At 60.2% G+C, this 14,431-nt stretch carries 13 protein-coding genes; 8 read left to right on the top strand and 5 right to left on the bottom strand.

The genetic code is table 11. The features are described 5' to 3' along the window. Positions 1–160: 160 nt before the first annotated feature. The 5 genes from O3298_RS01980 to O3298_RS01960 all read right to left on the bottom strand — a co-directional run bounded on the left by O3298_RS01980 (position 161) and on the right by O3298_RS01960 (position 7,103). Positions 161–1,414 carry a DUF2863 family protein gene (locus tag O3298_RS01980; RefSeq protein ID WP_305058397.1) on the bottom strand — a complete coding sequence of 418 codons (1,254 nt, stop codon included), beginning with the start codon at positions 1,412–1,414 and terminating at the stop codon, positions 161–163. Positions 1,415–1,627: 213 nt separating this feature from the next. Beyond that, positions 1,628–4,348 carry an aconitate hydratase AcnA gene (gene acnA / locus O3298_RS01975; protein WP_305058396.1) on the bottom strand — a complete coding sequence of 907 codons (2,721 nt, stop codon included), beginning with the start codon at positions 4,346–4,348 and terminating at the stop codon, positions 1,628–1,630. Between the two features lie 88 nt (positions 4,349–4,436). Then, positions 4,437–4,991 carry a hypothetical protein gene (locus O3298_RS01970; protein ID WP_099667066.1) on the bottom strand — a complete coding sequence of 185 codons (555 nt, stop codon included), beginning with the start codon at positions 4,989–4,991 and terminating at the stop codon, positions 4,437–4,439. A gap of 13 nt (positions 4,992–5,004) precedes the next feature. After that, positions 5,005–6,003 (bottom strand): CoA ester lyase, encoded by a 999-nt coding sequence (locus O3298_RS01965; protein ID WP_305058395.1) that lies wholly within the window; start codon positions 6,001–6,003, stop codon positions 5,005–5,007. A 110-nt stretch (positions 6,004–6,113) separates the two neighbouring features. Further along, positions 6,114–7,103, bottom strand: a complete 990-nt coding sequence (locus O3298_RS01960; protein WP_034789110.1) for a malate dehydrogenase — start codon at positions 7,101–7,103, stop codon at positions 6,114–6,116. Between the two features lie 305 nt (positions 7,104–7,408). On the opposite strand from O3298_RS01960, the gene O3298_RS01955 reads away from it, so the two are divergent. The 8 genes from O3298_RS01955 (at position 7,409) to O3298_RS01920 (ending at position 14,216) form a co-directional block, all read left to right on the top strand. Next, positions 7,409–8,302, top strand: coding sequence for a GntR family transcriptional regulator (locus tag O3298_RS01955; protein WP_289910949.1), 894 nt, complete (start codon positions 7,409–7,411; stop codon positions 8,300–8,302). Between the two features lie 306 nt (positions 8,303–8,608). Continuing rightward, positions 8,609–9,031 carry a succinate dehydrogenase, cytochrome b556 subunit gene (sdhC, locus tag O3298_RS01950; protein WP_034752080.1) on the top strand — a complete coding sequence of 141 codons (423 nt, stop codon included), beginning with the start codon at positions 8,609–8,611 and terminating at the stop codon, positions 9,029–9,031. A 2-nt stretch (positions 9,032–9,033) separates the two neighbouring features. Further along, positions 9,034–9,399: a succinate dehydrogenase, hydrophobic membrane anchor protein gene (sdhD, locus tag O3298_RS01945; protein ID WP_034752078.1), complete on the top strand. Its 366-nt coding sequence runs from the start codon at positions 9,034–9,036 to the stop codon at positions 9,397–9,399. Between the two features lie 2 nt (positions 9,400–9,401). Further along, complete coding sequence (gene sdhA, locus O3298_RS01940) at positions 9,402–11,183, top strand: succinate dehydrogenase flavoprotein subunit (RefSeq protein ID WP_099667069.1); 1,782 nt, start codon at positions 9,402–9,404, stop codon at positions 11,181–11,183. 9 nt (positions 11,184–11,192) lie between these two features. Continuing rightward, positions 11,193–11,903, top strand: a complete 711-nt coding sequence (locus O3298_RS01935) for a succinate dehydrogenase iron-sulfur subunit (RefSeq protein WP_034752075.1) — start codon at positions 11,193–11,195, stop codon at positions 11,901–11,903. A 117-nt stretch (positions 11,904–12,020) separates the two neighbouring features. After that, the gene (locus O3298_RS01930) at positions 12,021–12,302 is read left to right on the top strand and encodes a succinate dehydrogenase assembly factor 2 (RefSeq protein WP_034752073.1); all 282 of its coding nucleotides are present in this window, start codon (positions 12,021–12,023) and stop codon (positions 12,300–12,302) included. A 122-nt stretch (positions 12,303–12,424) separates the two neighbouring features. Beyond that, the gene (gene gltA, locus O3298_RS01925) at positions 12,425–13,729 is read left to right on the top strand and encodes a citrate synthase (protein WP_099667070.1); all 1,305 of its coding nucleotides are present in this window, start codon (positions 12,425–12,427) and stop codon (positions 13,727–13,729) included. A 145-nt stretch (positions 13,730–13,874) separates the two neighbouring features. Then, positions 13,875–14,216 carry a helix-turn-helix domain-containing protein gene (locus O3298_RS01920; protein ID WP_305058394.1) on the top strand — a complete coding sequence of 114 codons (342 nt, stop codon included), beginning with the start codon at positions 13,875–13,877 and terminating at the stop codon, positions 14,214–14,216. Positions 14,217–14,431 lie beyond the last annotated feature (215 nt).

The following is a 14,431-nucleotide window of genomic DNA, read 5'->3' as shown; positions in this document are numbered from 1 at the left end:
TTTTGTCTTTGAACGACTTGTCATCAACGTATCTACACCTCTTCAAACCGTAGCGAGCAAGCCCGATATCGGGTTGAGTAACGCAGCGGTACTAGAGTACCGCGAGTAACGCCGACCCGAGAGCGGGCTGCGCAGTAGGTTTGAAGAGCGTGTCATCAAATCAATGGAAATGCTCGGTACCTTGCGGCGTATCTTCCGGCATTTCCGCATGCGCCAGCTCGCCCACAGGGTCGGCAAACAGGGGCGCGCCGCAATCGTCGCAGTATTCGCCAACAAAACGTTCCGCGTGGCGTTTGATCTGCGTCACGCCGGCGGCGTTCAGATGTTCGATAATTTCATCGACGGGCGTCTTTTGCTTGTCCAGCGCGGCGATGCCGACTTGGATCAGGCCTTCGATCGGCGTGCCATCTTCGTCTTCCTGGCCGTACAAAGGCCAGACGATGCCGTAGATGACGTCCGGCGTCTGGCGCAGGGTGAAGGCGATGCGGTACTCGTCCACCTGGCCATCGGCCGCTTCCTCGCCGAAACCGGCGATGACGGCGCGCAGTTCCGATGGCTCGATGGCCAGCGTGTGCGTCAGGTAGTGCACGGCGGCGCGCACGGAGACGGGACGTATCAGCTTGTCCGCTTCGCGGCAGGCCACGTAGTACGCTTCCGGCAGCAGCAGTTCCAGGCCGCAGCCCGGCAGCAGGCGGGCAATCGTCGGCGTCGCCTGCGCGCGCCATTGTTCCAGGGCGGCGCTGCGTTCCTTGATGAAGTCGGGCTGGCTGGCCGGCGTCTGCCAGCGGAACAGGGGGGCGCCGCTTGGGGCCACCACGGCCACCAGCAGGTAGCGCGTATCGGCCAGGAAGGGCGCCGTTTCCGCCTCTTTGCCTGATGGCTTGACGGCCGTGCCTTTCAGGGCGGCCAGTGCCAGCTTCTGCGTCTTGGCATAGGTTTCGACGTGGCTGCGCGGCAACTGATCGATCGAATACAGGGTCGGCGCCATGGCCATCTTCGTGACATCGGCCAGCAGGTGGGCGGCGAAATGTGCGGACAATACACCGTGCGCGTCGCCGGCCATGGGGCCGGAGGCGATGGAAAAGCGCGTCCACGCGAGGATGGGCACGGCCACCAGCAGGGCGTCGTAGCGCACGTCTTCATGCGTGACGACGGTCGATTCGCTGACGGCTTCAACGCAGTCCATCAGCACGTCGTAGGCGTTCAAGTCTTCCTTGAACAGGCTGCCCAGGGTGTTGTCGATGGTGTCCTGGTGGCCGGTTTTGAGTAATTTCTGGAGCTGCGTATCCAGGCTGTGTTCCCAGGACCGCTCTTCGAGACGGCTGGCTGCCTGTACGATCGCCTGGGCAAAGGTGACCAGGCGCTGGCTGTCGGCAGTCAGTTTATGGGATGAATCTTTGGAAGGACGACGCATAGCGGGATAAGAGTCTCGGAAAGTGAAAAAAATGGATCAGTCAAACAATGATAAACCCTTATAACCGTATTGTAGAGGATTCAGCCGCACGCAATACGTAAGCTGTCCTTAGATCATGCCAATAGTCTGAATTTCAAGGAAAAACGGGGTGCCGGGACGAAAAAAAGCGCCGGTCGGAACCGGCGCTTTTATCTTACCTCACAGCTGGGCTGATTACTCGGCCAGCAGTTGACGCAACACGAATGGCAGGATACCGCCATGCTTGTAGTAGTCGACTTCGATCGGCGTATCGATGCGCAGCAGGACTTTGACTTCCTGGTTGGAGCCGTCGGCGCGGTGGATCACCAGGGTAGCCAGTTGCTGTGGCTTGATTTCGCCTTCGAGGCCTTTCAGGTCGAAGGTTTCCTTGCCGGTGATGCCCAGCGTTTGCACGCTGTCGTCGCCGATGAATTGCAGCGGCAGCACGCCCATGCCCACCAGGTTCGAGCGGTGAATACGCTCGAACGAACGGGTGATCACGGCTTTCACGCCCAGCAGTTGGGTGCCCTTGGCTGCCCAGTCGCGCGACGAGCCCGTGCCGTACTCTTCGCCGCCGAAGACCATGGTTGGCGTGCCTTCAGCAACATATTTCATCGCTGCGTCGTAGATCGACATTTCTTCGCCGGAAGGCTGGTGGATCGTGATGCCGCCTTCGACTGCCGAACCGTCCGCTTTCGCAGGGATCATGCGGTTCTTGATGCGCACGTTGGCGAACGTACCGCGCATCATGATTTCATGGTTGCCGCGACGCGAGCCGTAGGAGTTGAAGTCCGCTTTCAGGACGCCGTTTTCCTTCAGCCACTTGCCTGCAGGACCGTTTTCCTGGATCGAGCCGGCTGGCGAGATGTGGTCGGTGGTGATGGAATCGCCGAACACGCCCAGTGCGCGCGCGCCTTCGATGCCGGTGGCCACTGCCGCTGGCGTCATCGAGAAGTTGTCGAAGAACGGTGGTTCCGCGATGTAGGTCGATTTCGGCCAGTTGTAGACTTGACCGGACACGGTGGTGACTTTCTCCCACAGCTTGCCTGGCGCGCCCTTGACGTCCGCGTAGTTGTCCTTGAACACTTTGGCGTTCATGGCGAACTTCATCATGGCCGAGACTTCAGCCGAGGTCGGCCAGATGTCGCCCAGGTAGATGTCCTTGCCGCCCTTGCCCTTGCCGACCGGTTCCGTCATCAGGTCGCGCGTCATGTTGCCGGCGATGGCGTAAGCGACGACCAGCGGTGGCGAAGCGAGGAAGTTCGAGCGGATGTTCGGGTGAATACGCGCTTCGAAGTTACGGTTGCCCGACAGCACGGCCGACGCGACGATGTCGTGCGTGGCGATGGCGGCGTTCAGCTCAGGCGTCAGGTCGCCCGCATTGCCGATACAGGTGGTGCAGCCGTAGGCGGTCACGCCGAAGCCCAGTTTTTCCAGGTATGGCAGCAGGCCGGCGGCCGTCAGGTACTCGGTCACGACGCGCGAGCCAGGGGCCAGCGAGGTCTTGATGTGCGGAGCGACTTTCAGGCCGGCTTCCACGGCTTTCTTGGCCAGCAGGCCGGCAGCCAGCATCACGCTCGGGTTCGAGGTGTTGGTGCACGAGGTGATCGCGGCGATCAGCACGTCGCCGTTCGACACTTTCACGCCGTTCGTCGTTTCGTACACGGCAGCCAGGTCGGCCGGGTTCTTGTTGAAGCCGTTTTCCGTCGTTGGCTTGGCGAACAGCTCGGCGAAGTTCGCCTTGACGTTGCCGATTTCGATACGGTCTTGCGGGCGTTTCGGGCCGGCCAGCGACGGAGCGACCGACGCCAGGTTCAGTTCCACCACGCGGGTGTAGTCGATGTCGCCGGCTTTTGGCACGCCGAACAGGTTTTGCGCCTTGAAGTAGCCTTCGAACGCGGCGATTTCAGCCTTGCTGCGGCCGGTGCCCTTGAAGTAATCGATGGTGGCTTCGTCGACAGGGAAGAAGCCCATGGTCGCGCCGTATTCCGGGGCCATGTTGGCGATCGTCGCGCGGTCGGTCAGGGTCAGCGATTCCGTGCCTTCGCCGAAGAATTCGACGAACTTGCCGACGACTTTCTCTTTGCGCAGCAGTTCGGTGATGGTCAGTACCAGGTCGGTGGCGGTGCAGCCTTCGCGCAGCGCGCCCGACAGGTTGACGCCGATGACGTCTGGCGTCAGGAAGTAGACCGGTTGGCCCAGCATGCCGGCTTCCGCCTCGATGCCGCCCACGCCCCAGCCGACCACGCCGATGCCGTTGATCATGGTGGTGTGCGAGTCGGTGCCGACCAGGGTGTCAGGGTAGTACACGTCGCCGGCTTTCTTGCCTGCGTGGTGCACGCCGCGTGCCAGGTATTCCAGATTGACCTGGTGGACGATGCCGAAGCCTGGTGGCACGACGCCGAAGGTGTCGAAGGCTTGCATGCCCCATTTCATGAACTGGTAGCGCTCGTTGTTGCGCGAGAATTCCAGTTTCATGTTCAGGTCCAGCGCTTTCTTTTCGCGGTAGTGATCGATGGTCACCGAGTGGTCGACTACCAGGTCAACCGGCACCAGCGGTTCGATTTTCTTCGCGTTGATGCCCATCTTGGCGGCCACGTTGCGCATCGCTGCCAGGTCGGCCAGCAGCGGCACGCCGGTGAAGTCTTGCAGCACGACGCGCGCCACTACGAACGGGATCTCGTCGGTGCGCTCGGCGGTCGGGCCCCAGCTCGCCAATTGCTTGACGTGTTCTTCGGTGACTTTTTTGCCGTCGCAGTTGCGCAATACCGATTCGAGCACGATACGAATCGACACTGGCAGGCGGGAGACATTGATGCCCAGGCTTTTTTCCAGCGCAGGCAGGGAGTACAGCTTGCCCTTCTTGCTATCCGAAATATTAAAGTCCTTGAGCGTGTTCAGAGTGTTGCGGGACATGACCTCTCCTTGTTGGGTATCGTCTATTTATTGATTATTCAAATTACAAAACATGACTGAGCCCCCGAAGAGGCCCTTGCTGCTCACATCAGCCGCCGGTTGCCGGCAGCACGCCCAGCGATGGCGCGGCTTCCACCACTGCCGCTGGCTTGGCTTGCTCCGCATCCTTGCATTCATTGGCCAGCTGGCGGCCCTGCTTGGAATCGAGCAGCATGCCTTTGGCCGGGATGCCGATCCAGACGAGACCATATAAACGGTTCTCGAAGCGGTTGGCGCCGGTGGTGGTGCCCACGCGGCTCAGGCGGTGCAGGCGCTTCTTCCAGCGCAGGGCGATGTGTTTGTCGTCAGTCGCATTGGTGTAGATGGTAATTTTATTACCAAGTTCACAATTGAAATCGGTGGAAGCGGAACCGGCGGTGTCCGGCTCATCGGACTCTTCCTTGTCGACCACCGACATGGCGAGCGGATGCGCTTCCTTGGCGGCAGCTTTGGCCTTGGTGGCCTTGGCTTTCGGCTTGGCCTTGACGGCCTTGGCTTTTGCCGGCTCCTTGGTATCCGTGGCGGCGAAGCTGGCCGGCGCCAGCGTGAGGGTCATGGCGCCCAGCGCGACGCTGCAGGCAATGGCTAATTTGGAGAGGGACATCGTGTAATTCCTGTCAGTTTTCAGTGGTGCTGGAAGAGGGGGGGGTGAGTAATGCAGCGGCCGCCTCGGGCAGGCCGAGGCCTGCCAGTTTGGCGCGTTGCAAAACGGTCCAATAATATCGGTAGCTGGCGCGGTCGTGCAAGCGGCCATTTTGCGCAATCGGTCCCCAGTTGGCGCGCAGCGCTTCATTGAGGATATTGCTGGCTTCGTTGACTTCGGACAGGCGCGGCGTGAAGGCCTTGATGATGGGCTTGATCTGGTCCGGGTGGATGCTCCACATGCGCGTGTAGCCGAACTCGGCTGTCGCGCGCTGGGCATCGTTGGCCACCACGGCCGAATCGCGCACGTCCGTCGTCACGTTATGCGACGGCACCTTGCCGTGCGCGTGGCAGGCGGCGGCCACTTCGAGCTTGGCGCGCACCACCAGCGGATGCGTGAACTGGCCCGGCGTGCGCATGGCGGCGGCGGGAATGGCGCCGTAGTGGGCCGAAACGAAATCCATGATGCCGAAGGACAGGCATTCGACCTGGGGCAGGGCGGCGATGGCATAGGCGTCGCGCAGCGCGCCATGCGTCTCGATCAGGATATGCACGGGCAGGTTGTCGCGGCCGGCGCGGCGCGCGTGCAGGTTGATCAGGTCGATGGCCAGCATGGCATCCTGCACGCCGCCCACCTTGGGTACGGCGATATAGGCCAGGCGGCTGGCGGCGCCGCAGATGATTTCCACGTCGCGCGCGAAAAACGGGCTGTCGACGTCGTGCACGCGCACGCCGATGCGGTTGAACTGGTTCTCGTCGCTGGCCAGCAGGCCGGCGATCATGTGGGCGTGGGATTCTTCATTGCCGGCGCTGGCGCCGTCTTCGCAGTCGAACGTGATGTCGAACAGGGGGCCAAGCTCTTGTTGCAAAGCAATCGATTTACGCATCAGCTTTTCAGAGCCGGCGTAGTGGTCGCAAGCGGCGAGCAACAGCGGCTGGCGTTTGCCTTGGAATAAAACCTCGGAAGGGTGCATGCTTAAGGCATTTCTGCAGGTAAAAACTACTTGAGAAAACAGCCGCGCCGCGAATCTCGCGGGCGGCCTTCTTGGCGGGCGGCGCTCAGGCCGCGCCGCCAATACTGGACTTAGGCCAGCAGGTGTTTCACGCCTTCGCGCTCTTCGGTCAGCTCTTTCAGGGTCAGGTTGATGCGCTCTTGCGAGAATGCATCGATTTCAAGACCTTGAACGATGGTGTACTCACCGTTGTCGGTGGTGACCGGGAAGCCGAACACGGTGCCTTCAGGAATGCCATACGAGCCATCCGAAGGAACGCCCATGGTGGTCCACTTGCCTGCGGTGCCCAGCATCCAGTCATGGATGTGGTCGATGGCGGCGTTCGCTGCCGACGCTGCCGACGACAGGCCGCGCGCTTCGATGATGGCCGCGCCGCGCTTGCCGACGGTTGGCAGGAAGGTGTTGGCGTTCCATTCCTGGTCGTTGATCAGGTCTTTCACAGCCTTGCCGTTCACGGTGGCGAAACGGTAGTCGGCGTACATCGTTGGCGAGTGGTTGCCCCACACGGTCAGCTTCTCGATGTCTTTCACGGCGGTGCCGGTCTTGGCAGCGACTTGCGACAGCGCGCGGTTGTGGTCCAGGCGCAGCATGGCGGTGAAGTTTTTCGCCGGCAGCGACGGCGCCGATTTCATGGCGATGTAGGCGTTGGTGTTGGCAGGGTTGCCGACCACCAGCACTTTGACGTTGCGCGAAGCGACGGCGTCGAGCGCCTTGCCTTGCACGGTGAAGATCTGGGCGTTCGCTTCCAGCAGGTCCTTGCGTTCCATGCCCGGGCCGCGTGGACGCGCGCCAACCAGTACGGCCACGTCGACATCCTTGAAGGCGGTCAGCGGATCGGAGTGGGCGGTCATTTCCGTCAGCAGCGGGAACGCGCAGTCGTCGATTTCCATCATCACGCCCTTGAGCGCCTTCTGGGCTTTTTCGTCCGGGATTTCAAGCAGTTGCAAGATGACAGGCTGGTCTTTGCCGAGCATGTCGCCATTGGCGATGCGGAACAACAGGGCGTAGCCGATCTGGCCGGCGGCGCCGGTCACTGCAACACGCATTGGGGTTTTAGCCATGATGAATCTCCAAAAATGGGAAAGAAAACGGGCTTGAAGCTGGGCTTACGCTTATCCGGAAAAACTATAATGATACCAAAACCGGCCCGCGCCACCGAATTGCTGGTGTACGCTGCCGTCACGCTTGTGCTGCACGAGGCCAGAGTGGCTGGCCGACAACATAAAACGCTGGCTCACAAGTTTTATCGAGGGCAGTTTAGGCCTCCGATCTCTATCTGTCAATCATATCTTATGTCTTATATAAGACAGATAACTGCGTGTGTTTTACTGGACGCGGGCAGTGATTTGTGTTGAAATGTCGGACTATGAATTCCGCCTCGTCCAATCTGACCAACAATGCCACTGCTGCAAGCGGGGCGGTCAGTCCGACCGCGGGCACCCCGGCCACGCCTGTTGCCGCAGCGGCCAGCATCGCCGCCGCCCCTGTTGCCAGCGTCAATACCACTGCCGCCACGGCCGTGCCAGCGCCTGCCGCGAATGCCTCGCCCACCTTCAGTCCCCTGTACCAGCAGATCAAGGCGCTCATCACGCAAAGCCTGCAATCGGGCGAATGGAAGCCGGGCGAACTGATTCCCAGCGAAGTCGAGCTGGCGGGCCGTTTCAAGGTCAGCCAGGGCACGGTGCGCAAGGCCATCGATGAGCTGGCCGCCGAGAATCTCGTCATGCGCCGCCAGGGCAAGGGCACTTTTGTTTCCACCCACCATGAGGCGCGCGCGCATTTCCGCTTCCTGCGCCTGGTGCCGGACGAAGGCGTGCCGCACTATCCCGAAAGCAAGTTTATTGAGGTCAAGCGCGTGCGCGCGCCGGCCGACGTGGCGCGCCTGATGGACCTGAAGTCCGGCGACGCCGTCATCTTCATCAAGCGCGTGCAGTATTTCGACGGCGTGCCGACCATCGTCGAGGAATTGTGGCTGCCCGGCCTGATCTTCAAGGGCCTGACGGCCGAGCGCCTGGTGGAATACAAGGGTCCCATGTACGGCCTGTTCGAGACGGAATTCGGCACGCGCATGATCCGCGCGTCCGAACAGATCCGCGCCGTGTGCGCCGACGCGGGCGCCGCGCAATTGTTAAATATCGACCTCGGCACGCCCTTGCTCAGTTCCGAGCGCGTGTCGTTTACCTACGGCGACAAGCCGGTCGAACTGCGCCGGGGCTTGTACCTGACCAGTCGTCATCATTATCAGAATGAACTCAGCTGAAGCGGCGGGGCGCCCGCGGGCGTCCGAACAAGCAGCAAGGCTGAAGTGCATCGCTTGCAAGATGCCTGCCGCAAGGCGGGCAACGGAGACAACGGAAAGCGCAGCGACAGCATGGCCCGCCCCGGCGGGCCGTGTTTTGCCAGCGATTCTGTAATTAAATTACGTGAACTACGGAAAGTAGCGCGGTATTTTGTAGTAAAAAACCATTTTGGTTATATGTAACAATAGATATTGGTATGGGTTGCGAAAATCGGCGAAAATCGCGGCTTCAATATTTAGTTGAAATTCAAAGGGGAGGTTTTTGTTATGTCTGAAGCCGTAAGAGAAGTACCAAAAAAAGAACGGCCGCAATTCCGTAACATTCATGTTACCGAATTGTCGAACTACCGCATGGCTGTCGGCGCCATCGTCTCGATCCTGCATCGCATCAGCGGTTTCATCATTTTCGCCTTGCTGCCGTGCATCCTGTACATGCTGGAACTGAGCCTGCGTTCCGAAATGTCGTATGCCTACTTCCAGGGCATCGCCTCGCACTGGTTCGTCAAGCTGATCACCCTGGGTCTGGTCTGGGCCTTCCTGCACCACTTCTGCGCCGGCATCCGCCACCTGTTCATGGACGTGCACGTTGCCATCGAAAAAGATTCGGCACGCAAGACCGCGTCCTCCGTACTGGTCGTGAGCCTGGTGCTGACGGCTTTGGTCGCTTTGAAACTGTTTGGAGTATTTTAAACATGGCAGACAATAATATCGGACCGAAACGCCTCGTCGTCGGTGCCCATTACGGCTTGCGCGACTGGCTGGCGCAACGCGTTACCGCCATCGTCATGGTGGCCTATGTTGCCATCCTGCTTATTTCTTTCCTGACCGGCAGCAACTTCAGCTATGAAGGCTGGGCTGGTCTGTTCGCACAGCAGTGGTTTAAATTGTTCAGCCTGGTGACCTTCGTCGCCCTGTTCTACCACGCATGGGTCGGCGTACGCGACATCTGGATGGACTACGTGAAAAGCGCTGGCCTCCGTCTGACCCTGCAAATTGCCACCATGCTGTGGTTGATCGCTTGTGCCGGCTGGACGGTACAGATACTCTGGAGTGTGTAATCGTGGCAGCATATAAATCTGCAATCCCTACCCGCCGCTTTGATGCGGTAATCGTTGGCGCCGGCGGTTCCGGCATGCGCGCGTCGTTGCAACTGGCTGAAGCCGGTCTGAACGTCGCAGTTCTGTCGAAAGTTTTCCCGACCCGCTCGCACACCGTTGCGGCGCAGGGCGGTATCGGCGCGTCGCTCGGCAACATGGCCGAAGACAACTGGTTCTGGCACATGTTCGACACCGTCAAGGGTGGCGACTATCTGGGCGACCAGGATGCCATCGAATTCATGTGCCGCGAAGCACCGAAAGTCGTGTACGAGCTGGAACACTTCGGCATGCCATTCGACCGCAACCCTGACGGCACCATCTACCAGCGTCCATTCGGCGGCCACACGGCCCACTTCGGTGAAAAGCCGGTGCAGCGCGCTTGCGCGGCAGCCGACCGTACCGGTCACGCCCTGTTGCACACCCTGTACCAGCGCAACGTGCGCGCCCGTACGCACTTCTTCGTCGAATGGATGGCGCTCGACCTGATCCGTGACGCCGAAGGCGACGTGATCGGTGTTGTCGCGCTGGAAATGGAAACCGGCGAATGCATGATCCTGGAAGCAAAAACGACGGTCATGGCAACGGGCGGCGCAGGCCGCATCTTCGCCGCGTCGACCAACGCCTTCATTAACACGGGCGATGGCATGGGCATGGCGGCACGCGCCGGCCTGCCGCTGCAAGACATGGAATTCTGGCAGTTCCACCCGACCGGCGTGGCCGGCGCGGGCGTATTGATCACCGAAGGCGTGCGCGGCGAAGGCGGCATCCTGATCAATAGCGAAGGCGAACGCTTCATGGAGCGCTATGCGCCGACCCTGAAGGATCTGGCGCCGCGCGACTTCGTCTCGCGTTCGATGGACCAGGAAATCAAGGAAGGCCGCGGCTGCGGTCCGAACAAGGACCACGTGATGCTGGACCTGCGCCATATCGGCGCCGACACCATCGCCAAGCGCCTGCCGTCGATCCTGGAAATCGGCCACAAGTTCGCCAACGTCGACGCCACCAAGGAGCCGATTCCTGTCGTGCCGACGATTCACTACCAGATGGGCGGCATCCCGACGAACATCCACGGCCAGGTCGTCACCCCGACCGGTCCGGATAATTCGGCCAAGGTTGTCAACGGCCTGTACGCGATCGGCGAATGCGCCTGCGTCTCGGTGCACGGCGCCAACCGCCTGGGCACGAACTCGCTGCTCGACCTGGTGGTCTTCGGCCGCGCGGCCGGCAACCACATCGTCAACAGCGGCCTGAAAGCCAAGGAAAACAAGCCTTTGCCAGCCGATGCAGCCGATTTTGCCATGGGCCGCCTGGCGCGCCTGGAAAACTCGACCGGCACGGAAACCGTGCAGGGCGTGGCGAACGACATCCGCGCAACGATGCAGAAGTACTGTGGCGTGTTCCGTACCGACGAGATGCTGAACAAGGGCGTCGAAGAAATCATGAAGCTTGACGAGCGCCGCAAGCACGTCTCCTTCAAGGATAAGTCGATGGTCTTCAACACGGCCCGCGTGGAAGCGCTGGAGCTGGACAACCTGATCGAAACGGCGAAAGCGACCATCGTTTCGGCAGCTGCCCGCAAGGAATCGCGCGGCGCCCACGCCCAGGACGACCATCCGCAACGTGACGACGACAACTGGATGAAGCACACTCTGTGGTATTCGGAAGGCAACCGACTGGAATACAAGCCAGTCGTGACCAAGCCGCTGACGGTTGATACCTTCAAACCGAAACCACGTACTTTCTAAGGCTATACCATGGCACGCACTCTCAAATTCAAAATCTACCGCTACGATCCTGACCAGGATGCCAAGCCGTACATGCAAGACCTGACGGTCGAACTGAAAGACACCGACAAGATGCTGCTCGACGCACTGCAGCGCATCAAGGCGGACGTCGATGACTCGCTGGCCCTGCGCCGCTCGTGCCGCGAAGGCGTGTGCGGTTCGGACGCGATGAACATCAACGGCAAGAACGGCCTGGCATGCACGACCAACCTGAACGAACTGTCGGAGCCTATCGTGCTGCGTCCGTTGCCAGGTCTGCCAGTCATCCGCGACCTGATCGTCGACATGACGCAATTCTTCAAGCAGTACGATTCGATCAAGCCTTTCCTGATCAACGATTCGATCCCGCCTGAAAAAGAGCGCCTGCAGTCGCCGGAACAGCGCGAAGAACTCGATGGCCTGTACGAGTGCATCCTGTGCGCATGCTGCTCCACGTCGTGCCCGTCGTTCTGGTGGAATCCGGACAAATTCGTCGGCCCGGCCGGCCTGCTGCAAGCCTACCGCTTCATCGCCGACTCGCGCGACGAAGCCACCGGTGCGCGTCTGGACAACTTGGAAGACCCGTACCGCCTGTTCCGCTGCCATTCGATCATGAACTGCGTCGACGTCTGCCCGAAAGGGTTGAACCCGAACAAGGCGATCGGCAAGATCAAGGAATTGATGGTCCGCCGCGCGATCTGATCACCCTGATCGCGTCCGCCGGGCGCCGTTTGCGGGAAGAGGGTATCCTCTCTTGCCTGCAGGCGGCGCCTGCAAAGCAGCACCGTGCCGCAAGGCACACGTAAAGTGGTAAACCAAATGACAGAATCAATTTTGTCCTCGCATCAGGCCGACCCGGCCAACCGCGCCCGCCTGCGCTGGCGTTCACGCCGTGGCCTGCTGGAAAACGACATTATCCTGACCCGTTTTCTCGATGCGTATGAAACCGAATTGACCGATGAAGAAGTTGACGCGCTGACGCGTTTGCTGGATTTATCGGACAATGCGTTAATGGATCTGGTACTGGCCCGTAAAGAGCCGGAAGGCGAAGTCGATCTGCCGCATGTGCGCGCACTGCTGCAACGACTGCGCATTGCCTAGACGCCTGGGCGATATATTGCAAACGGTGCGAGTGGCGCGCTGTAGCACTGCCGAATTGCGGTGCGAATTGCAGCCAGAATTTTTGATTTTAATTTCGACTCACTCCCGAGAAGGAAGAGCCCATGAATATCTCTGACACAAAAGCTACCCTGTCGTTCTCCGATGGCAGCCCATCGCTTGAATTTCCAATTTACAAAGGCACGGTTGGCCCGGACGTCATCGACATCCGCAAACTGTACGCCGGTAGCGGCAAGTTCACCTACGACCCAGGCTTTATGTCGACGGCCGCCTGCAACTCGTCGATCACCTACATCGACGGCGACAAAGGCGAGCTGCTGTACCGTGGTTACCCGATCGAACAGTTGGCCGTCAACGCCGACTTCATGGAATCGTGCTACCTGCTGCTGAACGGCGAACTGCCGAACGCAGCGCAGAAAGCCAAGTTCGTCGACACCGTCACCAAGCACACGATGGTGCACGAACAGATGCAATTCTTCTTCCGTGGCTTCCGCCGCGACGCGCATCCGATGTCGGTCCTGGTGGGCACCGTCGGCGCGCTGGCATCGTTCTACCATGACTCGCTGGACATCAACGACCCGCGTCACCGCGAAGTGTCGGCCATCCGCCTGATCGCCAAGATGCCTACCCTGGTCGCCATGACCTACAAGTACTCGGTCGGCCAGCCGTTCGTGTACCCACGCAACGACCTGTCGTACAGCGCCAACTTCATGCACATGATGTTCGCCAACCCGTGCGAAGAGTATAAGGTCAACGACGTGCTGGTGCGCGCTCTGGACCGCATCCTGATCCTGCACGCGGACCACGAGCAAAACGCATCGACTTCGACCGTCCGTCTGGCCGGTTCGTCGGGCGCCAACCCGTTCGCCTGTATCGCTGCCGGTATCGCCTGCCTGTGGGGCCCTGCCCACGGCGGCGCCAACGAAGCGGCACTGAACATGCTGAAAGAAATCGGCACCGTCGAGAACATCCCTGCCTTCATCGCGCAAGTCAAGGACAAGAACTCCGGCGTCAAGCTGATGGGCTTTGGTCACCGCGTGTACAAGAACTTCGATCCACGCGCCAAGCTGATGCGTGAAACCTGCTACGAAGTGCTGCAAGAGCTGGGTCTGCAAGACGACCCGCTGTTCAAGCTGGCGATGGAACTGGAAAAGATTGCACTGAACGACGAATACTTCGTTTCGCGCAAACTGTACCCGAACGTCGACTTCTACTCGGGCATCGTGCAATCCGCACTGGGCATCCCGGTATCGCTGTTCACCGGTATCTTCGCCATGGCCCGTACGATCGGCTGGATCGCCCAGTGGAACGAAATGATCGCCGACCCGGAACAGAAAATCGGCCGTCCGCGCCAGCTGTTCGTCGGTTCGACCACGCGCGAAGTATTGCCACTGGACAAGCGCGCTTAAGTTGCCGCGTATTGTTCTTGCCGGGCCTTGCGGTCCGACGCACAAAAGCGAGCCTCGCGGCTCGCTTTTTTTATGCCTGTCCGCACCGCCGGCCGCAAGCCGGGCTGGTATGCTCAGGCCTGGCTACAACAGAAAACATAACGCGATGAATGACGAAACATGCGCCCCCAGCGGCGTGGCCCTGGCCGATACGGCATTTGGCTATACCTTGTCGCTGATCGGCGGCAAGTACAAGATGCTGATCCTGTACGCGCTGGCGGAAAACACGGTGCTGCGGCATAACGAACTCAAGCGGCATCTCGGCGGCATCGCCTTCAAGACCCTCAGCGTCGTCCTGAAGGAACTCGAAGCCGATGCGCTGATCGTGCGCAAGGAATATCCGCAAGTACCGCCCAAGGTGGAATATTCCCTCTCAAGCAAGGGCGCCTCGCTGATCCCCGTGCTGCATACTTTGTGCGAGTGGGGTGAACGGCACCAGCCTGCCTGATCCGGGTACGCCTGGTAAAGGGGATTTTTGGAGTCAAGTAACTTACCTTTTATGCTGTATAGGTAGTCAATGTGCGTACTTGTGAAAAGTACTCGCTATGGTTATGCTGTTTTTGCCCCTGCAGGCGCGCGGCCATGTGCTGCGCGCCTTGGGGCAGGGTACCGGTTTGCCTGCTTTTCTGTGCATGCGGGTCCGGTGCATTCATCCCATATTCA

The organism is Janthinobacterium sp. SUN137 (assembly GCF_030587265.1).
GTDB classification, from domain to species: domain Bacteria; phylum Pseudomonadota; class Gammaproteobacteria; order Burkholderiales; family Burkholderiaceae_D; genus Janthinobacterium; species Janthinobacterium kumbetense.
Note: the sequence above shows the minus strand (reverse complement) of the source record. Positions and strands in the feature narration are given on the sequence as shown.

Bases quoted from the DNA above. Each gene is read 5' to 3' on its own strand.
- O3298_RS01980 (WP_305058397.1), bottom strand. From the start codon at position 1,414: ATGCGTCGTCCTTCCAAAGATTCATCCCATAAACTGACTGCCGACAGC.
- acnA (WP_305058396.1), bottom strand. From the start codon at position 4,348: ATGTCCCGCAACACTCTGAACACGCTCAAGGACTTTAATATTTCGGAT.
- O3298_RS01970 (WP_099667066.1), bottom strand. From the start codon at position 4,991: ATGTCCCTCTCCAAATTAGCCATTGCCTGCAGCGTCGCGCTGGGCGCC.
- O3298_RS01965 (WP_305058395.1), bottom strand. From the start codon at position 6,003: ATGCACCCTTCCGAGGTTTTATTCCAAGGCAAACGCCAGCCGCTGTTG.
- O3298_RS01960 (WP_034789110.1), bottom strand. From the start codon at position 7,103: ATGGCTAAAACCCCAATGCGTGTTGCAGTGACCGGCGCCGCCGGCCAG.
- O3298_RS01955 (WP_289910949.1), top strand. From the start codon at position 7,409: ATGAATTCCGCCTCGTCCAATCTGACCAACAATGCCACTGCTGCAAGC.
- sdhC (WP_034752080.1), top strand. From the start codon at position 8,609: ATGTCTGAAGCCGTAAGAGAAGTACCAAAAAAAGAACGGCCGCAATTC.
- sdhD (WP_034752078.1), top strand. From the start codon at position 9,034: ATGGCAGACAATAATATCGGACCGAAACGCCTCGTCGTCGGTGCCCAT.
- O3298_RS01935 (WP_034752075.1), top strand. From the start codon at position 11,193: ATGGCACGCACTCTCAAATTCAAAATCTACCGCTACGATCCTGACCAG.
- O3298_RS01930 (WP_034752073.1), top strand. From the start codon at position 12,021: ATGACAGAATCAATTTTGTCCTCGCATCAGGCCGACCCGGCCAACCGC.
- gltA (WP_099667070.1), top strand. From the start codon at position 12,425: ATGAATATCTCTGACACAAAAGCTACCCTGTCGTTCTCCGATGGCAGC.
- O3298_RS01920 (WP_305058394.1), top strand. From the start codon at position 13,875: ATGAATGACGAAACATGCGCCCCCAGCGGCGTGGCCCTGGCCGATACG.